The sequence below is a fragment of the Leifsonia sp. NPDC080035 genome (assembly GCF_040050925.1).
GTDB lineage: Bacteria > Actinomycetota > Actinomycetes > Actinomycetales > Microbacteriaceae > Leifsonia.
On sequence record NZ_CP157390.1, the window covers coordinates 3,403,814 to 3,422,441 of the forward strand.

General features: G+C 72.1%; 17 protein-coding genes and 1 tRNA gene. 8 read left to right on the forward strand and 10 right to left on the reverse strand.

Annotation, left to right across the window (positions count from 1 at the left end; genetic code table 11):
• Positions 1-63: 63 nt before the first annotated feature.
• From AAME72_RS16525 to AAME72_RS16545, 5 genes are all read right to left on the reverse strand, one after another.
• Positions 64-3,453, reverse strand: a complete 3,390-nt coding sequence (locus AAME72_RS16525; protein ID WP_348787625.1) for an error-prone DNA polymerase — start codon at positions 3,451-3,453, stop codon at positions 64-66.
• Positions 3,453-5,003 carry a DNA polymerase Y family protein gene (locus tag AAME72_RS16530; protein WP_348787626.1) on the reverse strand — a complete coding sequence of 517 codons (1,551 nt, stop codon included), beginning with the start codon at positions 5,001-5,003 and terminating at the stop codon, positions 3,453-3,455. The genes AAME72_RS16525 and AAME72_RS16530 overlap by 1 nt, the downstream gene beginning before the upstream one ends.
• Positions 5,003-5,713 (reverse strand): hypothetical protein, encoded by a 711-nt coding sequence (locus AAME72_RS16535; RefSeq protein WP_348787627.1) that lies wholly within the window; start codon positions 5,711-5,713, stop codon positions 5,003-5,005. Before AAME72_RS16535 ends, AAME72_RS16530 begins: the two co-directional genes overlap by 1 nt.
• Before the next feature lie 103 nt (positions 5,714-5,816).
• Positions 5,817-6,656 carry a DUF3097 domain-containing protein gene (locus tag AAME72_RS16540; RefSeq protein ID WP_348787628.1) on the reverse strand — a complete coding sequence of 280 codons (840 nt, stop codon included), beginning with the start codon at positions 6,654-6,656 and terminating at the stop codon, positions 5,817-5,819.
• Between the two features lie 51 nt (positions 6,657-6,707).
• Positions 6,708-6,998, reverse strand: a complete 291-nt coding sequence (locus AAME72_RS16545; protein WP_348787629.1) for a DUF6504 family protein — start codon at positions 6,996-6,998, stop codon at positions 6,708-6,710.
• A gap of 102 nt (positions 6,999-7,100) precedes the next feature.
• On the opposite strand from AAME72_RS16545, the gene AAME72_RS16550 reads away from it, so the two are divergent.
• On the forward strand, positions 7,101-7,595 hold the full coding sequence (locus AAME72_RS16550) for a DUF1707 domain-containing protein (RefSeq protein WP_348787630.1): 495 nt from the start codon (positions 7,101-7,103) through the stop codon (positions 7,593-7,595).
• A 30-nt stretch (positions 7,596-7,625) separates the two neighbouring features.
• Here AAME72_RS16550 and AAME72_RS16555 read toward each other — a convergent pair whose 3' ends face one another.
• From AAME72_RS16555 to AAME72_RS16570, 4 genes are all read right to left on the reverse strand, one after another.
• Positions 7,626-8,741 carry a VIT1/CCC1 transporter family protein gene (locus AAME72_RS16555; protein WP_348787631.1) on the reverse strand — a complete coding sequence of 372 codons (1,116 nt, stop codon included), beginning with the start codon at positions 8,739-8,741 and terminating at the stop codon, positions 7,626-7,628.
• A complete protein-coding gene (locus AAME72_RS16560; protein WP_348787632.1) occupies positions 8,738-9,721 on the reverse strand; it encodes a transcriptional regulator in 984 nt (327 codons plus the stop codon). The genes AAME72_RS16555 and AAME72_RS16560 overlap by 4 nt, the downstream gene beginning before the upstream one ends.
• A 66-nt stretch (positions 9,722-9,787) precedes the next feature.
• On the reverse strand, positions 9,788-10,762 hold the full coding sequence (locus AAME72_RS16565; protein WP_348787633.1) for a cation diffusion facilitator family transporter: 975 nt from the start codon (positions 10,760-10,762) through the stop codon (positions 9,788-9,790).
• Between the two features lie 105 nt (positions 10,763-10,867).
• Positions 10,868-10,952 (reverse strand) — tRNA-Leu (locus AAME72_RS16570).
• Between the two features lie 182 nt (positions 10,953-11,134).
• On the opposite strand from AAME72_RS16570, the gene AAME72_RS16575 reads away from it, so the two are divergent.
• The 4 genes from AAME72_RS16575 (at position 11,135) to mshC (ending at position 14,866) form a co-directional block, all read left to right on the forward strand.
• On the forward strand, positions 11,135-11,338 hold the full coding sequence (locus AAME72_RS16575; RefSeq protein ID WP_314149134.1) for a cold-shock protein: 204 nt from the start codon (positions 11,135-11,137) through the stop codon (positions 11,336-11,338).
• 77 nt (positions 11,339-11,415) lie between these two features.
• A complete protein-coding gene (locus AAME72_RS16580; RefSeq protein WP_348787634.1) occupies positions 11,416-12,741 on the forward strand; it encodes a M20/M25/M40 family metallo-hydrolase in 1,326 nt (441 codons plus the stop codon).
• Positions 12,742-12,749: 8 nt separating this feature from the next.
• Complete coding sequence (locus tag AAME72_RS16585; RefSeq protein ID WP_348787635.1) at positions 12,750-13,613, forward strand: undecaprenyl-diphosphate phosphatase; 864 nt, start codon at positions 12,750-12,752, stop codon at positions 13,611-13,613.
• An 11-nt stretch (positions 13,614-13,624) separates the two neighbouring features.
• On the forward strand, positions 13,625-14,866 hold the full coding sequence (gene mshC / locus AAME72_RS16590; RefSeq protein WP_348787636.1) for a cysteine--1-D-myo-inosityl 2-amino-2-deoxy-alpha-D-glucopyranoside ligase: 1,242 nt from the start codon (positions 13,625-13,627) through the stop codon (positions 14,864-14,866).
• 47 nt (positions 14,867-14,913) lie between these two features.
• Here the strand turns inward: mshC and AAME72_RS16595 are convergent, their stop codons facing one another.
• Complete coding sequence (locus tag AAME72_RS16595; protein WP_348787637.1) at positions 14,914-15,849, reverse strand: PAC2 family protein; 936 nt, start codon at positions 15,847-15,849, stop codon at positions 14,914-14,916.
• Between the two features lie 110 nt (positions 15,850-15,959).
• Here AAME72_RS16595 and AAME72_RS16600 point away from each other — a divergent pair, with 110 nt between their 5' ends.
• The 3 genes from AAME72_RS16600 to AAME72_RS16610 all read left to right on the forward strand — a co-directional run bounded on the left by AAME72_RS16600 (position 15,960) and on the right by AAME72_RS16610 (position 18,613).
• The gene (locus AAME72_RS16600) at positions 15,960-16,625 is read left to right on the forward strand and encodes an HAD family hydrolase (RefSeq protein WP_348790164.1); all 666 of its coding nucleotides are present in this window, start codon (positions 15,960-15,962) and stop codon (positions 16,623-16,625) included.
• Positions 16,622-17,623, forward strand: coding sequence for a tRNA (adenine-N1)-methyltransferase (locus AAME72_RS16605; RefSeq protein WP_348787638.1), 1,002 nt, complete (start codon positions 16,622-16,624; stop codon positions 17,621-17,623). Before AAME72_RS16600 ends, AAME72_RS16605 begins: the two co-directional genes overlap by 4 nt.
• A gap of 63 nt (positions 17,624-17,686) precedes the next feature.
• Entirely contained in the window at positions 17,687-18,613 is a 927-nt protein-coding gene (locus AAME72_RS16610; protein WP_348787639.1) for a peptidylprolyl isomerase, read from the forward strand.
• Positions 18,614-18,628: the final 15 nt, after the last annotated feature.

The window sequence follows — 18,628 nt, forward strand, 5'->3', positions numbered from 1 at the left end:
TCACCCGAGAAGGCGACAACGACGTGCCCTTCGGCGTTTCCGCGAGGCGTGTCCGCGGAGCGTTCAGCGGAAGTCGCGAGAGGTGGTGCGGATGGCGGAGTCCAGCGGCTCCAGGCGATCGGCGAGCACGTTGACCACACCCTCCTCGCTGCGCTCCAGGATGCCGCGGACGATCATCGCCGGCGCCTGCCTCGCCACCCGGCGGTAGCGGTTCCACACGCCGACCGGGCAGATCACGTTCACCAGTCCGGTCTCGTCCTCGAGGTTGAGGAAGGTGACCCCGGCGGCGGTCGCCGGACGCTGCCGGTGCGTCACGACCCCGCCCACCTCGATCCGCCTGCCGGACTCCGCGGTCGCCAGCGTCTCGGCCGCACGCACGCCGCGCGCGGTGAGCGAGGGCCGCAGGAAGCTGATCGGATGGTCGTCCGTGGAGACGCCGGTCGACCAGAGGTCGCTCGCCAGCTGCTCCGCCGGCGACAGCATCGGCAGCAGCGGCGGCTGCACCGAGATCGTGGTGCCCGCGAGGTACTCGGGCCGCTCCTGGGCGGCGTTGCCCGCCTCCCAGATCGCCTGGCGCGGGCTCAGCCCGAAGCTCTCGAACGCGCCGGCCGCGGCGAGCGCCTCCAGCTGCGCCGTGTTCATCCCGGTGCGCCGGGCGAGGTCGCCGAGATCGCGGTAGGGGCCGGTCGCGTCGCGCTCGGCGACGATGCGCTCCGCGAGCTTCTCGCCGATCGCGGTCACCCCGGCGAGCCCGAGCCGGACCGCGTGGCCGGCATCCCTGCGATGCACGGAGTTCTCGAGCGGGACCTCGCGCCGGAACGGCCCCGGCACCGGCTGGTCGTGCTCCAGGCACGCCGCAGACCCGGTCGGACCCGGCCGTGACGCGTCGATCGGCTCCAGCAGCGGGAACACCCCGGAGCGCTGGATGTCGGGCCTGTGCACCACGACGCCGTGCCGCCTGGCGTCCGCCGTCAGCGTCCGCGGCGAGTAGAAGCCCATCGGCTGCGCGCGCAGCAGCGCGGCCAGGAACGCGCCGGGGTAGTGCAGCTTCATCCACGAGCTCACGTAGACCAGCAGCGCGAAGCTGATCGCGTGGCTCTCCGCGAAGCCGAAGTTCGCGAACGCCTCGATCTTCTCGTAGATCGCGTCGGCGTCGTCCCCGGTGATGCCGTTGTCGGCCATCCCGTCGTACAGCTTCGCCTTCAGCGCGCCGATCCGCTCCACCCCGCGCTTGGAGCCCATCGCGCGGCGCAGCAGGTCGGCGTCCTCGGCCGTGCAGCCGCCGACGGCGACCGCCATCTGCATCAGCTGCTCCTGGAACAGCGGCACGCCCATCGTCCGCTCCAGCACCGGCACCAGCGCGGGGTGCAGGTAGGTGACCGGCTCCTTGCCGAGCTTGCGGCGGATGTACGGGTGCACCGCGCCGCCCTGGATCGGGCCCGGCCGGATCAGCGCGATCTCGATGACGAGGTCGTAGAAGCTGCGCGGCTGCAGCCGGGGGAGCGTGCCGATCTGCGCACGGCTCTCCACCTGGAACACGCCGATCGAGTCGGCGCGGCAGAGCATGTCGTACACGCCCTGCTCCTCCTTGGGGATGCGCTCCAGCGTCCACGACTCGCCGAGAGAGGCCTCGATGGTGCGCATGGCGTAGTCGAGCGCGGAGAGCATCCCGAGCCCGAGCAGGTCGAACTTGACCAGGCCCATCCACGCGCAGTCGTCCTTGTCCCACTGCAGCACGGTGCGGCCCGGCATCCTCGCGTGCTCGATCGGGCACACCTCGCCGACCGGGCGGTCGGTGAGCACCATGCCACCCGAGTGGATGCCGAGGTGTCGCGGGAACTTCAGCACCTGCTGGGCGAGGTCGACGACCGGCTCGGGGATGTCGTGGTCGTCCGTGGTGGTGACGCGGCTCCAGGAGTCGATCTGCTTGCTCCACGCGTCCTGCTGACCGGTGGAGTAGCCGAGCGCCTTCGCCATGTCGCGCACCGCGTTCTTCGGCCGGTAGGTGATGACGTTCGCGACCTGCGCCGCGTTGTTCCTGCCGTACTTGCGGTAGACGTACTGGATGACCTCCTCGCGCCGGTCGGAGTCGAAGTCGACGTCGATGTCCGGCTCCTCCTCGCGCATGCTGGAGAGGAAGCGCTCGAACGGAAGGTCGTACTTGATCGAGTCGACCGCGGTGATCCCGAGCAGGTAGACGACAGCAGAGTTCGCGGCGGAGCCGCGTCCCTGGCAGAGGATGCCCCGGCTGCGCGCGAACTGCACGATGTCGTGGACGATGAGGAAGTAGCCGGGGAAGTCCTTCGCCTCGATCACGTCGAGCTCCCGCTCGATGCGCTCCCGCTTGGCCGGGTTGCGCTCGAGGTCGGGATAGCGCTCCGCCGCGCCGCGCCAGGTGAGCTCGCGCAGCCAGCTCATCGGCGTGTGCCCCTCCGGGACCTCCTGCTTCGGCAGCTTCGGCCGGGCGCTGCGCAGCCGGAAGGAGAGGTCGTCCGCCACCTCCACGGTGCGCTCGACCGCGCCGGGGTAGCGCGCGAACCGCGCGGCCATCTCGCGGCCGCTGCGCAGGTGGGCGGACGCGGAGGCGGGCAGCCAGCCGTCCATCTCGTCGAGGCTGCGCCGGGCGCGCACCGCGGAGACCGCCGTCGCGAGCGGGTACTGCGCAGGCGAGGCGTAGTGGACGTTGTTGGTCGCGACCGTCGGCAGCCCGAGCCGCTGCGCGACGCGGGCGAGGATGTCGTTGTCGGTCGTGTCGCGCGGGTTGCCGTGGTCGATGAGCTCGACAAGCACATTGTCCGGGCCGAACAGCTCCGCGAGCCGGGCGACCTCGCGCTCGGCCGCCCGCTCGCCGCCGTTCGCCAGCGCCAGCCGCACGTCGCCCTTGCGGCAGCCGGTGAGCACCATCCACTCGCCGCCGGACTGCTCGGAGAGCTGCTCGAGGCTGTAGACCGGGCGGCCCTTCTCCTCGCCCGCCAGCTGACCGGCGGTGATCGCCGCCGCGAGCCGGTGGTAGCCGGACTGCCGCCTGGCCAGCAGCACCAGGTGACTGCCCTCCGGGTCGGCCTCGCCGTTCTGGGGGCGGCTGAGGCTGAGCGACAGCTCGGCGCCGAAGACCGTCTTCACACGGTCGTAGGCCTCGGCCGCCTCGGCGAGGTGCACGGCGCCGTAGAAGCCGTCGTGGTCGGTGATCGCCAGGCCGTGCAGCCGCAGCCGTGTCGCCTCCTCCAGCAGCTCCTCCGGCGAGCTCGCACCGTCGAGGAAACTGAAGCTGCTGTGCGCGTGCAGCTCGGCGTAGCCGACGTGGCCGTCGTCCGGCTCCTGGGGCATCGGCTGCGGAACGTACTTCTGCCGCTTGCGAGAGGACGGCCGCTCGTCCGGCTGCTCGCCGGTGCGGCGCCCCGAGAGCCGCCGCTCGAACTCCGCCCACGGGATCGGCGGGTTGTTCCAGCCCATCAGTCGTACCTCGCCTCGGCGAACCAGGCCGTGCCGCTGAGGGCGAGCAGCCACGCGGTCCCGTCGGCGTCGACGAGCTGGAAGCGGTGCATGGCGCGGGCGAGGGTGGCGTCCCACCATCGCTCCCGCACCGGCCACGGGCCGGCCCAGGAGTCGACGGGCCGGGCGCTCGCGGCCGTGCCGGTGGGGGAGAAGGCGGCGATCGGGGCGGTCACGTCGCCGCGGTCGGTGACCTCCACCGTCTCCCCGGACGCGTTCAGGACCGCGACCGGCCGCGGCACCTCGAACACCGTCGATGGCGCCGGGGCGGGCAGCGACCCCGGCCACGGTCGGTCGGCGCTCGGCACGCCGACCGGCCGGTCGCCCCAGGGCACCAGCACCTGCCGGTCGGCGAGTCCGCGGCCGCCGCCGATCGTCGCGGTGAGCACGGCGTCGTGCCCGATCATGCTCTGCACGCGGGTGAGGCCGTGGTGGATGCGCTCGTCCGCGCCGCCGCCCCACAGGCCGTCCTCGTGGTGACCGATGTCGTCCACCGCCTCCGGCGTCAGCGTCACCCGCGCGATCGGCGAGGCGAGCCCGCTGTCGGTCGGACCGGAACCCTGCAGCTGCCAGCGGACCCTGTCCACCACATCCGCCGCGGAGAACAGCCTCGGGTGCAGCCAGGTGCGCTCGCTCGTGCGCCCGGACTCGTCCGTCACCTCCACCCGCAGCGACGTGCACACCAGCCCGGCCTTGGTGAGCCCCGCCGTGAACTGCTCCGCGGTGCCGCGGACGGCGAAGGTCACCTGGTCGACGCGGTCGAGCGGGGGCTCGAACTCGATCGCCCGGTCCAGCTGCGCCGGCGGGGTGCGCGGGACGACCCCCGCGCTGTCCATCCCGCTCGCGAGGTCGTGCGCGTGCTCACCCCGCTCGCCGAAGCGCTCGCGCACATCCACCCGGCCGAGCGCGGCAAGGTCGCCGAGCGTGTGCAGTCCGAGCCGTCGCAGAAGGGGGGTGAGGTCGGCGAGCCCGAGCTGGGCGATCGGCTGCGGCGCGAGGAAGGCGGGGGAGCCGCCGGGAGGGATGATGCGCACCCGGTCGCGGCCGGTGGAGCGCGCGGCCTGCTCCGCGGCGTAGGGGCCGTCGGCCACCCCGATGCGCGCCTCCGTCAGCGCGAACCCGTCCAGGCAGCGCAACAGCTCGGCCGCCGCCTGCTCCTCGCCGCCGTAATAGCGCGCGGGGCCGCGCGCCCGCAGCACGCACGTTCCTGGCCGCATCGGCTGGACGCCGGGCGCGATCTCCTCGATCGCGGCCAGCACCGGGTCGAACGCCCGCGCGTCGAGCACCGGGTCGTAGGGCACGACCTCCAGCTGCGGGCAGCGCGCTTGCGCCTCGCGCATCCGCAGCCCGCGCTTCACGCCGTCGGCGCGCGCGGCGGCCGAGCAGGCGAAGACCACCCCCTTCTCCACGAGCGCGAGCGGGATGTCCTCCGGCAGTTCGAGGTGCTGACGGGCGGCGATCACCGGCCAGTCCGGGCACCAGAGCACGATCGCGCGGGTGACCTCGCGCATCAGCCGACCCCCTGGATCGGACCGACCGCCTCCAGCCGGGTGGGGCCGGACGCGCGGAAGCTCTCGTCGACGGCGGGCAGCCACAGCTCGGCGCGCCGCCGCGGGCCGGAGCCGCCGCGGGGCGCCGACTCGACGGTCACCCGCCGCGCGGAGAGGTAGCCCGCCCCGGAGCCGAGCCCGTCCCAGCCGCTGCGGGCGACCCGCAGCGTCGCCTCGACCTGCGGCCAGGCGCCGGCGACGACGAGCGTCGACTCCCGCTGGCGCAGCCGAGCGCTCAGCCGGGCGACGTCGCCGTCCGTCGCGCGGGCGGGCGGGGCGAGCACGACCACGCTGAGCACGTCCACCACGGCGGCGGTCACCGTCAGCCACTGATCGCCGGGATGCGGGACCAGCACCAGCCGCTCCAGGTCGATGCCGAACCGGCCGGCGGCCTCGGCGCCGAAGTCCGGCATCCCGACCACCCCGCACCACGCGCCCGCCGAGCTCGGGCCGGCGAGCATCGCCATCAGCAGCGTGGTGGAGCCGAGCACCGAATAGGCGGCCCCCGCCTTCAGTGCGCCGCCGGGCAGCAGCGGCGCCAGGGCCGGGTGGGTCTGCAGCGACCGGCTCTCCAGCTTGGTCGCCTGCATCTGGCGGATGCGCGTCTGCAGCTCGTGCACCTGGGCCCGGTCGACGACCGGGTCCGCGGTGTGGAGCGCTGCAAGGGACATGCCTCCATTTTCGAACACATGTTCGAACTTGGCAAATGCTTAAACGCTCTCCCGCGCGTCGATTCGAGACGCGCCGATGGCGCGCCGGACGTGCCCCTCGATGCTACGCCGCGGGCTCCGTCACGAAGTCGATCAGCTGCTCCACCCGGCCGAGCAGCTCAGGCTCGAGGTCCGAGTACGTGCTCACGCGGGAGAGGATGAGCTTCCACGCCCGCGCGATGTCGGCCTGCGACGCGTGCGGCAGGCCGAGCGCCTCGCAGATCCCGTGCTTCCACTCGATCGAACGCGGGATGCTCGGCCACGCCGCAAGCCCCACCCGTGCCGGCTTCACGGCCTGCCAGATGTCGATGTAGGGGTGGCCGACGACGAGGACGTGCGTCCCGAACGGTCCGCGCGCCACCTTCTCGGCGATCCGGCTCTCTTTGGAGCCGGGCACGAGGTGGTCGACGAGCACGCCGATGCGACGGCCGGGTCCTGGCGCGAACTCCTTCACGATCGCGTCCAGGTCGTCGACGCCCTCCAGGTACTCGACGACGACGCCCTCCACACGCAGATCGTCGCCCCACACCCGCTCCACCAGCTCGGCGTCGTGCCTGCCCTCGACGAAGATGCGGCTGGCGCGCGCGACCCTGGCCGGCGCGTCCCCGACGGCGAACGAGCCGGACGCCGTGCGCGTCCTGCCCTGCCGTCCGGCCTTCGGCACGACGAGCCGGACGGGAGAACCGTCGATCAGGAATCCCGCGGAGAGCGGGAAGACGCGCTTCTTGCCGAAGTAGTCCTCCAGCTCCACGGTCTGCGCCTCGAGGCGGGTGATCGCCCCGCAGAAGCCGGTCGCGGCCTCCTCGACGACGAGGTCGCGCACCGCCTCCACCTCGGGAATGGGCTTCCGGCCGGCGTTCCGCCAGTCCGTCGCGAGCACATCGGTTCCGTAGCGGTCGTCCATCACCCTGTGGAGGCTAGGCGAACCGGGCGGGCGGGTGGGGGAGGCGCTCCGTCAGTCGAAGACGCGCACCAGCCGCCAGGTGCGCTCGCCGGGATCGTGCCGCACGTCGAAGACGTGGGCGTCGCCGGTGTCGCTGGTGCCTTGGAAGCGCCACCCGCCGATCTCCCGCGGCAGGCTGCCGATGCCGTAGCGGTGCTCGCCGAACGGGCGCCACCACGTGCAGATCTCGGCCCACACCGTCGGGGTGTCGGTGACCCGGTACCGGGTCGCGCGCCACACGAGGCGGGTGGGGACGCCCTCGTCCGTCGTCCACACCGCGACGGACTCGTCGATGTCGGTCATGGGACGCCTCCTCCTGGTGTGCCGAGCGGTTCGCTCGAACGTATGTTCGAAGAGAAGTGTAAGCCTCCCGGCCGACGGAGCGCACCTGCCATACTGAGCGCCATGACTGACTTCAGCGATCCGTCCGGTGCGTCGCTGCGGCTGAGCGACGACGAGCGCGAACGCGCGGTCGCGGCCCTGCAGGGCCACGCGGCGCAGGGCAGGCTCACGGACGCGGAGCTCGCCTCCCGCAGCTCGGCGGCCCGCGCGGCGGTCACCAGGGGGGACCTCGCGCCGCTGTTCACCGACCTGCCGGGACCCCTGGACCTGGATGCGGAGACCGGCACGGGCCCGCGTCCGTCCGTCCGGAGGCCGATGGCCGCGGCGGGGGAGGCATCGTCCGGGTCGGCGTCCGCGTTCGACGCGGCGGACGAGCCGTACCGCAGGCGGCCGGGGCGCTGGGGCTACGTCGTCGTCTCGGTCGTTCCGTTCGTTGCGCTCATCCTCTTCTTCGTGACGGGCATGGCGTGGGGATACCAGTACAGCTGGCTGTGGTTCCTGCTCATCCCGATCGTCGGTGCGGTCGCGTACGGCGCCGACGGGGGCCGCCGCCGCTGACGCCCCGCCTCGACCCGGAGGTCGCGGCGGTCAGCCGAGGGTGGCGCCGAAGATGAGGCCGAGGATGTAGGTGGCCGCGGCCGCGCCGTAGCCGATCGCGAGCTGGCGCAGTGCCCGCTTCAGCGGGGATGCGCCGGAGAGCAGTCCGACGATCGCGCCCGTCCCGAGCAGCACCAGGCCGACGAGCAGCGCCGAGACGATGACCGCGACCGTCCCGGTCAGGCCGAACAGGTACGGCAGGATCGGGATGAGCGCGCCGGAGGCGAAGAAGCAGAAGCTCGAGAGCGCGGCGCTCCAGCCGTTGCCGATCGCCTCGTGCTCGTCGACGTCCGGCTCCGCGCCCGCCGGCTGGACGGGGACGGGGGACGTGTACGCGCCGAGTGTGGACAGCACGTCGTGCGCGTGCCGCTGCGCCTCCTCCGGGCTCATCCCGCGGGCGCGGTACACAAGGGTCAGCTCGTTCGCATCGACGTCGAGGTGCGGCAGCGCGGACGCCGTTGCCGGGTTGGGACTGGACGCCTCCAGCAGCTCGCGCTGGGAGCGCACCGAGACGTACTCGCCGGCGCCCATCGACAGCGCACCCGCCAGCAGTCCGGAGATGCCGGTCAGCAGCACGACGTGCGTCGGCACCCCGCTCGCGCTGACGCCGAGCACGAGCGCGAGGTTGCTCACCAGACCGTCGTTCGCGCCGAAGACCGCGGCCCTGAACGTCCCGGAGAGCCGCTGCCTGCCGCGCGCGGCGAGTGCACGGACGACCTCTTCGTGCACCTGCTCGTCCGCGGCCATCCTCGGGGTCGCGTCTGCGTCGCCCGCGTACGGCGAACGCGCCTCCGCCCGCTGGGCAAGTGCCAGCACGAACACCGAGCCGAACCGGCGGGCGAGGAACCCGAGCATCCTGGTGCGGACGTCGCCGCGCAGCGGTCGCCCGACCTGGTCGCCGAGCAGGGTGAGCCAGTGCTGCTCGTGCCGCCGCTCCGCCTCGGCGAGCGAGAGGAGGATCTCCCGCTCCTCTCCCTCCCTGCGTCCGGCGAGGTCGCGGTAGACGGCGGCCTCGGCGCGCTCGTCGGCGAGGTATCGCCGCCAGCGCTTGATGTCGGCGGTGGACGGGGAACCGGGCGGTGTGGATGCGGGGGAGTCGGCGGTCATCGATCAGCTAGCTTAGGCGACGCGCCGCCGCCCGCCGCCGAGGAGAAGCGCTCGCCCCACGCCGCCGCGAGCCTGACGACCTCCTCCGGGCCCTCGACGCGGAACGACGTCCCCAGCGCCGCGAGCCCGAACAGCGCCCACTCGGGCGTGTCCGCGGTCATCCGCACCCGTGTCTCGGTCGCCGTGACGGCCTCGGCCGTCGACCACCGGCCGATGACCTCCTGCACCCGCGCGAGGGGCGCATCCACCACCGCGTCGACGACGAACGGGTCCCCGGCTCCCGCGAGGGCGTCGCGCACGAAGGCGGCCGCGTCTTCGGCGGGCAGCGCGCGTGGCCGGAACCGCGCGCCGGTCGGCCGCGGATCGCTCAGCCGGTCGAGCCGGAAGCTGCGCCAGTCGAAGCGGGTGAGGTCGTAGGCGACCAGATACCAGCGCCGGCCGACGGAGACCAGCCGGTGCGGCTCGACCGTGCGGGTCGTCTCCGCGCCGTCGCGTGCGGTGTACGCGAACGCCAGCCGCTCCTCATCGCGACAGGCCTGCGCCACCGTCGTCAGCGTCGCCGCGTCGGCCACCGGCCCCGGCCGGAGTGCGGAGGCGAGCGTGGCGACGCGCAGCGCGTCGACGCGGCGCCGCAGCCTCGGCGGCATCACCTGGACCACCTTCGTGAGCGCCCGCACCGACGCCTCCTCGACGCCGGAGACGCCGCTCTGCGCTGCCGTCCGCAGTCCCACCGCGAGAGCGACGGCCTCCTCGTCGTCCACGACGAGCGGTGGCAGGGAGGCGCCCGCCGCCAGCTGGTATCCGCCGGCGACCCCGCGCGTCGCATCCACCGGGTAGCCGGGGTCGCGGAGCCGGTCGACGTCCCTGCGCAGCGTGCGCGGAGAGACGCCGAGCCGCTCGGCGAGCTCCTGGCCCGGCCAATAGCGGTGGGTCTGGAGCAGCGAGAGGAGCTGCAGCGTGCGCGATCCTGTGCTGGCCATGCGCCCAGTCTCGCGCACCCAACGGCCGGAATGTGACCGCAATCGGGGCGGCGTCGGGCAGTGGCCCTACTCCGAGGCGCGCAGCGTCGGCTGGCCGCGCCGGGACAGCGTGAGCACCGCCTCGGCGATGTGCTCGTTGCGTTCCAGCTCCTGCTCGACGGCGTAGAGGTCGTCCGCGACGTCGGACTCCCTGTCGTTGCCGACCAGGTCGACGGCGGCCACAAGGAACACGCGCTCCGGGCCGACGTACTCCAGGTGCAGATAGCTGACCGAGCTGACCTCTGGATGTCGCAGCAGCATCCCGAGAACCGCCTGGGTCACGCGCTCCGGCGCCTGCTCGCCGAGCAGGAAGCGCCGGTTCCTGTCGATGAGCACGAAGGCGACGATCGCGAGCAGAACGCCGACGAGGATGGAGCCCAGCGCGTCGAACACCGCGTTGCCGGTCAGCTCGTGCAACAGCACGCCGAGGAACGCGATCAACAGGCCGATCAGCGCGGCGGCGTCCTCCGCGAACACGGCCCGCAGGGTCGGGTTGGACGTGCTGAGCACGTGCTCGACGGTGCTGGTGCCCCGCTCGTCCGCGAGCGCGTGCGCCTGCCGGTAGGACTGCATGAACGAGACGCCCTCGAAGACGAACGCGACGGCGAGCACGATGTAGTTGATGAGGTAGTCGGTCTCCGGCTCCTCCGCGCCGAGCTGGGACACCCCGTGCATGATCGAGACGACGGCCCCCGCCGTGAACAGCCCGACGGCCGCGAACAGCGACCAGACGTAGGCCTCGCGGCCGTACCCGCCCGGATGCGCAGGGTCGCGCGGGCGCACGGCGACGCGTTCGGCCTGCAGCAGGAACAGCTCGTTGCCCGCGTCCGCCCACGAGTGCGCCGCCTCGGCGACCATCGACGCCGACCCGGTCAGGAACCCGGCGACGCTCTTGGCGATGGCGACGATGATGTTGGCGCCGAGGGCGAGGAGCACGGTGAGGAGGCTGGAGCTCTTCGCGGAGCTCCGGGGGCTGGTGGTCTCGCGGCTGGCCGTCGACATGGCGCAACACTAATCCCGACCGCCGCCGCGCTGCACCGGGGAACGAGGCTGTACGGGGGGAACGAGAAAGGCCCCGATCTCGCGATCGGGGCCTTTCTCCTGCGGTGTCCGAGGGGGGACTTGAACCCCCACGCCCTATACGGGCACTAGCACCTCAAGCTAGCGCGTCTGCCATTTCCGCCACCCGGACGGGTGTTCCAGCGGGCCGGGTGTTCCGGCCGCCGAAGAAAGACATTAGCACGAAAAGCACGGGGCCCTTCACATCGCTGCGCACCCCGGGCGTGGCGCGTGCACTTCCGTTCCGGGGGTGGTTTCGCGGTAGCCTGTGTCCGGGCGGGATGCATCCGCCCCCGACACCAGGAAGAAGAAACGATGGCCACAGGTACCGTCAAATGGTTCAACGCGGAGAAGGGCTTCGGATTCATCTCTCCGGACGACGGCTCCGCCGACGTTTTCGCTCACTTCAGCGAGATCCAGTCGCAGGGCTACCGCAGCCTTGAGGAGAACCAGAAGGTCGAGTTCGAGGTGACGCAGGGCCCCAAGGGCCTGCAGGCCTCGAACATCCGCCCGCTCTGAGTCCTCGACTCGACTGAGTCCTCGACTCGACACGCACTCGACGCTACCCGGCCCCACGGCCGGGTAGCGTTGATTGCATGACCGACTCCCGCATCGTCCCTGCGCCAGAGCCCGAACTCGACGAGACCGCGATCATCGCGCGGGATCTCATCCGGTTCGACACCACGAATTACGGCGAGGGCAAGTCCAACGGGGAGACGGACGCGGCCGAGTACGTCGAGGCCAGGCTGCGCGACCTCGGGCTGAGTCCGCAGCTGTTCGACTCCGACCCCGGCCGCACGAGCGTCGTCGCGCGCGTCGAGGGCCGCGACCGGTCCAAGCCGGCGCTCGTGGTGCACGGCCACCTGGACGTCGTGCCGGCCGACCCGCGCAACTGGTCGGTCGACCCGTTCGGCGGCGTCATCAAGGACGGCCTGCTCTGGGGCCGCGGAGCCGTGGACATGAAGAACATGGACGCGATGATCCTCACCGCGGTCGGCGACATCCTGCGCGCGGGGGAGCAGCCGGAGCGGGATCTGGTCGTCGCGTTCTTCGCCGACGAGGAGGACGGCGGCCGCCGCGGCTCGCACTTTCTCGTGGACAACCATCCCGAGCTCTTCGCCGGCGCCACCGAGGCCATCAGCGAGGTCGGCGGTTACTCGATCGACATCGACGGCAAGCGCGCCTATCTGCTGCAGACCGGAGAGAAGTCGCTGGTCTGGATCAAGCTGGTGGCGCGCGGACGCGCCGCCCACGGCTCCCGGCTGATCCGCGACAACGCCATCACGAAGCTGGCGGAGGCCCTCGTGAAGATCGGCCGGCGCGAGTGGCCGCTGCAGCTGACCGCGACGACGACCCGCCTGATCGCCGAGCTCGGCCGCCTCCTCGGCGTCGACCCGGAGCAGGTCGGCCCGGACGAGGTCGTGCTGCGCACGGGCACCGCGGCCGGGTTCATCCTGGCGACACTGCGCACCACCAGCAACCCGACCCTCCTGGAGGCGGGCTACAAGCACAACGTCATCCCGGACACGGCGGAGGCGCTGGTCGACATCCGCACGCTGCCGGGCGACGAGGACCGCATCCTCGCCGAGGTGCGCGAGCTCGTCGGCGACGACATCGAGGTGCGCATCATGCACCGCGACATCGGCCTGGAGGCCGACTTCGGCGGCGACCTCATCGACGCGATCACGGGGACCCTGGCGACGCACGACCCGGGAGCCCCGGTGCTTCCGTATCTGCTCTCGGGCGGAACCGACAACAAGGCGCTGAGCAAGCTCGGGATCACCGGCTACGGCTTCGCGCCGCTCCGGCTGCCGAAGGAGCTCGACTTCCCCGGCATGTTCCACGGTGTCGACGAGCGGGTGCCGCTGGACGCACTAGTGTTCGGAAGGACTGTCCTGCGCGACCTCCTGCGCACCTACTGAAGGAACCCATGGACTTCATCAACGCCGTCATCCTCGGACTCGTCCAGGGGCTGACCGAGTTCCTGCCCATCTCCTCCAGCGCGCACATCCGCATCGTCGGCGAGCTGCTCGGCACCGGCGCGGACCCGGGCGCCCGCTTCACCGCGATCATCCAGCTCGGCACGGAGGCCGCGGTGCTGCTGTACTTCTGGCGCGACATCGTGCGGATCGTCTCGCGCTGGTTCCTGGCGCTGTTCGGGCGCATCCCGCGCAATGACCCCGACGCGAGGATGGGCTGGCTGGTCATCCTCGGCAGCATCCCGATCGTGGTTCTCGGCCTGTTCTTCCAGGACGCGATCGAGACCACCTTCCGCTCGCTCTGGATCGTGGCGACGACGCTCATCGTCTTCGGCATCCTGCTCGGGATCGCGGACTGGGTGGGCGCGAAGACCCGGCGGCTGAAGGAACTCACCTGGGGCCACGGCATCATCTTCGGTTTCGCGCAGGCGCTCGCGCTCATCCCGGGCGTCTCGCGCTCCGGCGGCACGATCACGGCCGGTCTGTTCATGGGCTACCAGCGTCGCGCCGCGGCACGTTACTCCTTCCTGCTGGCGCTGCCCGCGGTGTTCGGCAGCGGCCTCTACCAGCTCTACAAGGCGATCAAGGAGCCGTGCACGCAGGCGCTCGCCTCCGCGGGGAAGTGCACCGTGGAGGTGTTCGGACTGGCGGAGACCGCGGTGGCGACAATCGTCGCGTTCGCGGTCGGGCTCGTCGTGATCGCCTTCTTCATGGGCTACATCTCCCGGCGCAGCTTCCTGCCGTTCGTGATCTACCGCATCGTGCTCGGCGTGCTGCTGATGATCCTGCTCGGCACCGGCGTCCTGGCGGCCTGACGGCAGCGGCGATGCGTGCCTGGGACCCGCCGAGAATCCCCGCCGTCCCGGGCGACGGCGTGACCCCGCTGCTGTTCGACACGGCGTCGCAGCAGCTGGTGGAGGCGGGAGCGGACGACATCGTCCGGCTCTACGTCTGCGGCATCACGCCGTACGACGCCACGCACCTCGGGCACGCGGCGACCTACGTCGCCTTCGACACCCTGCAGCGGGTGTGGCGGGATGCCGGCCGCAGCGTCCACTACGCCCAGAACATCACCGATGTCGACGACCCGCTGCTTGAGCGGGCACGGGATACCGGCGTCGACTGGCGGGAACTCGCCGCCGCGGAGATCGAGGGCTTCCGCCGCGACATGGAGTACCTGGCCGTGCTGCCGCCGGACGACTACGTCGCCGTCACCGAGGTGATCCCGCAGGTGGGGCGCGCCGTCGAACGGCTGCTGGAGGGCGGGGTCGCCTACCGCGTCGACGACGACGTCTACTTCGATATCGCCGCGGCCCAGGAGGTCTCGCCGTGGCTGCTCGGCGAGGAGAGCGGTCTGGACCGGGATGCGATGCTCGCCCTCTCCGCGGAGCGCGGCGGCGACCCGGACCGGACGGGAAAGCGCGACCCGCTCGACCCGCTGCTCTGGCGGTCGGCGCGCTCGGGTGAGCCGAGCTGGCCGTCGGCCGTGGGGGAGGGACGCCCCGGCTGGCACATCGAGTGCTCGGTGATCGCGCTCATGCACCTCGGCCGTGACTTCACCGTTCAGGGCGGCGGTTCCGACCTCGTCTTCCCGCACCACGAACTGAGCGCGGGCCACGCGGCCGCGCTCAGCGGCCACCCGCTCGCCCGCGTCTACAGCCATGCCGGGATGATCGCGTACCGCGGAGAGAAGATGAGCAAGTCGCTCGGCAACCTCGTGCTCGTGTCGACGTTGCGCGAGCACGGAACGGAGGCCTGCGCGCTGCGGCTCGCGGTGCTCGCGCACCACTACCGCAGCGACTGGGAGTGGTTCGACGACGCGCTGGACGGGGCGGCCGAGCGTCTCGCGCGCTGGCGCGCGGCCACCGCGAACCCCGCGCAGGCGGTCGACGCCGACGCGGCGCTGGAGGAGCGCGCCGTGGTCGAGAGGATGCGCGCGGCGCTGCGCGATGACCTGGACACGCCGTCGGCGCTGCGGGCCGTCGATCAGTGGGCGGCGACGCATCCCGCCGCCGCGACCGACCTCGTCCCGACCGCCGTCCAGGCCCTCCTCGGCGTCCGCCTCTGATCGAGCCGGCGGCAGAGGGGACCCGACACGCCGCGTCGCGACCGGCGTCAGCCGCGGCGGGGGTCGTCGGGTGCGCGGCCGGCGGTGCCTCCGTCACGGCCGTCGCCGCGCTTGCGCAGGTACCGCTCGAACTCCTGGGCGATCGCTTCGCCGCTCGCCTCGGGGGAGTCGACGGTGTCGCGAGCCTGCTCCAGCTGCTGGATGTATGCGGCCATCTCCTCGTCGTCCGCCGCCAGTGCGTCGATGCCCGCCTCCCAGGCCGCCGCCTCCTCCACGAGGGTGCCGCGCGGGATGGTGACATCGACCAGCTCCTCGAGCTTGTCGATCAGCGCGAGCACGGCCTTGGGGCTCGGCGCGTTGTGCACGTAGTGCGGGACGGACGCCCAGATGGAGATGGTCGGGATGCCGACGTCCTCCGCGCCCTCGCCCAGCGCGCTCAGGATGCCGACGGGTCCCTCGTAGGTCGAGCGCTCGATGCCGAGCTCCGCGCGCACGGCTGCGTTCTCGCTGGAGGCGAAGACCGAGATCGGGCGGGTGTGCGGCACATCGGCGAGCATGGCGCCGAGGAAGACGATGGCGCCGATGTCGGCGGCGAGCGCCGCATCCATGATCTCCGCCGTGAACGACTTCCAGCTGCGGGAGGGCTCGGTGCCGAGCAGGAGGTAGATGTTGCCGGCGTTGTCGCCGGTCACGTCGAGCTCGGCGTCGCCGGCGAGTGCGTCCCCGGTGTCACCGGGGAAGGCGGGGCCGAGCATGACGGCCGACGGCCAGATCAGCCGGCGGCGCCCGTCGTCGTCCGTGACCACCGGACGGTTGAACTGGAAGTCGAAGTAGAGCTCGGGGTCGACCTCGGCGACGGGGACGACGTCCAGCTGCTCCTTGAGCGTCTTCACCGCACCGCTCGCCGCCTCGCCTGCGTCGTTCCACCCCTCGAAGGCCACCACCAGGATGCGGCCGCCCAGGATGTTCTTCGCGTCAGTCACGTGAGTTCGTGGTCCTCTCGTCGGCGACCGGTCGGCGCCATCCATCCAGGATAGGCCCGAGGTGCCCCGGGATAGACTTGTCCGTCGTGACCTCACTGACTCCGCACGGGATGCCGGCCGCCGTCTTCTGGGATATGGACGGGACGCTCGTCGACACCGAACCGTACTGGATGGCCTCCGAGCAGGAGCTGGTCGGCTCGTTCGGCGGCACCTGGACCCACGACGACGGCCTGCTGCTGGTGGGCCTCGGCCTCTGGAACTCGGCGGAGATCCTGCGCTCGCGCGGAGTGGACATGGACGAGGACGCGATCGTGCACTGGCTGACCGAGCGGGTGCGGGAGCGGCTGGCGACGGACGGCGTTCCGTGGCGCCCCGGCGCCCGCGAGCTGCTGAAGTCCCTGCGCGACCGCGGCGTGCCGACGGCCCTCGTGACGATGTCGGTGCGCTCGATGGCCGAGCAGATCGTCGCGGGCATCCCGTTCGACGCCTTCGACGTGATCGTCTCCGGCGACGAGGTGGACGAGCCGAAGCCGCATCCCGAGCCCTACCTGCGGGCGGCGACGCTGCTGGGCGTCGACCCGCGCGACGCGGTCGCGATCGAGGACTCGCTGGTCGGGCTGTCCTCGGCCGTCGCGTCCGGCGCGGCCGCGATCGGCGTCCCGCACATCGTGCCGCTGCCGGAGTCCGACCGGCACACACTCTGGCCGACCCTGGACGGCCGCACCGCCGACGACATCGCCGCGGTCGCCGCGGCACGGACGGAGACCTCCCGATGAACGAGACCCGCCGCAGCTCCGGCCCCTTCCGCGCCGGCGACCGCGTGCAGCTGACCGGCCCGAAGAACCGGCTGAACACGATCACCCTCGAGCCGGGCAAGCTCTTCCACTCGCATCGCGGCGTGCTGGAGCACGACGCGATCATCGGGCTGCCCGACGGCTCCGTCGTCACGAACAACGCGGGCGTCGAGCACCTGGCCCTGCGTCCGCTGCTGAACGACTTCGTGATGTCGATGCCGCGCGGCGCCGCCATCGTGTACCCGAAGGATGCGGCGCAGATCCTGGCCCTCGCCGACATCTTCCCCGGCGCGACGGTCGTCGAGGCCGGCGTCGGCTCGGGAGCGCTCTCGCTGTGGCTGCTGCGCGCGATCGGCCCGGAGGGCCGGCTGCTCTCCTTCGAGCGCCGCGACGAGTTCGCCGACGTCGCCCGTGACAACGTCGCGACCTTCCTCGGCTCCGACCCGGAGAACTGGAGCGTCACGGTCGGCGACCTGCAGGAGCAGCTCCCGGCGGCGGCCGAGCCCGGCAGCGTCGACAGGGTCGTGCTCGACATGCTCGCACCGTGGGAGACGCTGGAGCCGGTGACCGAGGCGCTGAAGCCGGGCGGCGTGCTGATCTGCTACATCGCGACCGTGACCCAGCTCTCCCGCGTGGCCGAGGCGATCCGCGCGACCGGCCAGTACACGCACCCGCAGTCGAGCGAGACCATGGTCCGCGGCTGGCACGTGGAGGGCCTGGCCGTCCGCCCCGACCACCGGATGATCGCGCACACCGGTTTCCTGCTCACCGCCCGCCGCCTCGCGCCGGGCACGGTGCTGCCGGAGCTCAAGCGCCGGCCGTCCAAGAGCGACTACAGCGCTGAGGACGTGGAGGCGTGGACACCGGGCGCTCTCGGCGAACGCCAGTCCACCCCCAAGGCACTTCGCAAGCGGATGCGCGAGGCTGCGGCCAGCGCCGAGCTGGCCAAGGCGCGCGAGGACGACGCGAGCGTCGACTAGCATGAACAGGGCGTGAGGATCATCCCTCGCACCCTCCCCACCGATCGGATCGAAAGAGGACCCGTGCGCAGAGTTCCCGCTCTCGTCGTGGCGGCAGGCATCGTCGCCGTCGCGCTCACCGGATGCAGTTCGGACCCCAACACCGACTGCTCCACGGCGCTGCCGAGCGGCCAGGCGTCCGATCTGGTCACCGCGACCGGGAAGATCGGCTCCGAGCCGAAGATCACGGTGCCGACGCCCGTCGACACCTCCACGTCGCAGCGCACCGTCCTCACCACGGGCCGTGGCGCCCAGGTGCACACCGGACAGCTGGTCGAGGTCGGCTTCACGGCGATCGACGGGTCGACAGGACAGGTCGCGCAGAGCGGCTACGGAGCGCAGGCCGCGGTCATCCCGCTCGGCACCGACTCGGTCCCCAAGGCGCTCAGCAAGGCCCTGCAGTGCACCACCGTCGGGTCCCGGGTCGCCGTCGCGATCGCCCCGAAGGACACCGGTGCGCAGTCCGCCGCGGGCGGCCCCGCCCAGATCTACGTGTTCGATGTCGTCGGCACCTCGCTCTCCCGCGCGGACGGCGCGGTCCGTCCCGCCGCCAACGGCTTCCCGACCGTCGTGCTCGCGCCCACCGGCCAGCCGGGCGTCACCCTCCCGTCCTCGGGAGGCGCCCCGACGAAGGTGCGCAGCGAGGTCCTGAAGGCCGGCGACGGCGCCGAGGTCAAGAAGACGAGCATCGTCACCCTCCAGTACACCGCGGTGGGCTGGGACTCGAAGCAGGTGACGACCACGAGCTGGCTGAACGGCGGCCCGGGTCTCGTCAGCATGGCCAACGGCCAGCTCCAGATCAGCAACCAGGACCAGATCACGGCGCTGCCGCAGGCGATGCTCGGCGAGCTGGTCGGTCAGAAGGTCGGCTCGCAGCTGGTCATCGAGACCCCGAAGGACGCGAACTTCGCCCCGCAGGCCTGGGTCGTCGACATCCTCGGCGTCCGCTAGCGGAGCCTGGAACCG

What these genes read in the sequence shown, in the direction of transcription:
- AAME72_RS16525 (WP_348787625.1), bottom strand. Translation starts at nt 3,453, where the DNA reads ATGGGCTGGAACAACCCGCCGATCCCGTGGGCGGAGTTCGAGCGGCGG.
- AAME72_RS16530 (WP_348787626.1), bottom strand. Translation starts at nt 5,003, where the DNA reads ATGCGCGAGGTCACCCGCGCGATCGTGCTCTGGTGCCCGGACTGGCCG.
- AAME72_RS16535 (WP_348787627.1), bottom strand. Translation starts at nt 5,713, where the DNA reads ATGTCCCTTGCAGCGCTCCACACCGCGGACCCGGTCGTCGACCGGGCC.
- AAME72_RS16540 (WP_348787628.1), bottom strand. Translation starts at nt 6,656, where the DNA reads ATGGACGACCGCTACGGAACCGATGTGCTCGCGACGGACTGGCGGAAC.
- AAME72_RS16545 (WP_348787629.1), bottom strand. Translation starts at nt 6,998, where the DNA reads ATGACCGACATCGACGAGTCCGTCGCGGTGTGGACGACGGACGAGGGC.
- AAME72_RS16550 (WP_348787630.1), top strand. Translation starts at nt 7,101, where the DNA reads ATGACTGACTTCAGCGATCCGTCCGGTGCGTCGCTGCGGCTGAGCGAC.
- AAME72_RS16555 (WP_348787631.1), bottom strand. Translation starts at nt 8,741, where the DNA reads ATGACCGCCGACTCCCCCGCATCCACACCGCCCGGTTCCCCGTCCACC.
- AAME72_RS16560 (WP_348787632.1), bottom strand. Translation starts at nt 9,721, where the DNA reads ATGGCCAGCACAGGATCGCGCACGCTGCAGCTCCTCTCGCTGCTCCAG.
- AAME72_RS16565 (WP_348787633.1), bottom strand. Translation starts at nt 10,762, where the DNA reads ATGTCGACGGCCAGCCGCGAGACCACCAGCCCCCGGAGCTCCGCGAAG.
- AAME72_RS16575 (WP_314149134.1), top strand. Translation starts at nt 11,135, where the DNA reads ATGGCCACAGGTACCGTCAAATGGTTCAACGCGGAGAAGGGCTTCGGA.
- AAME72_RS16580 (WP_348787634.1), top strand. Translation starts at nt 11,416, where the DNA reads ATGACCGACTCCCGCATCGTCCCTGCGCCAGAGCCCGAACTCGACGAG.
- AAME72_RS16585 (WP_348787635.1), top strand. Translation starts at nt 12,750, where the DNA reads ATGGACTTCATCAACGCCGTCATCCTCGGACTCGTCCAGGGGCTGACC.
- mshC (WP_348787636.1), top strand. Translation starts at nt 13,625, where the DNA reads ATGCGTGCCTGGGACCCGCCGAGAATCCCCGCCGTCCCGGGCGACGGC.
- AAME72_RS16600 (WP_348790164.1), top strand. Translation starts at nt 15,960, where the DNA reads ATGCCGGCCGCCGTCTTCTGGGATATGGACGGGACGCTCGTCGACACC.
- AAME72_RS16605 (WP_348787638.1), top strand. Translation starts at nt 16,622, where the DNA reads ATGAACGAGACCCGCCGCAGCTCCGGCCCCTTCCGCGCCGGCGACCGC.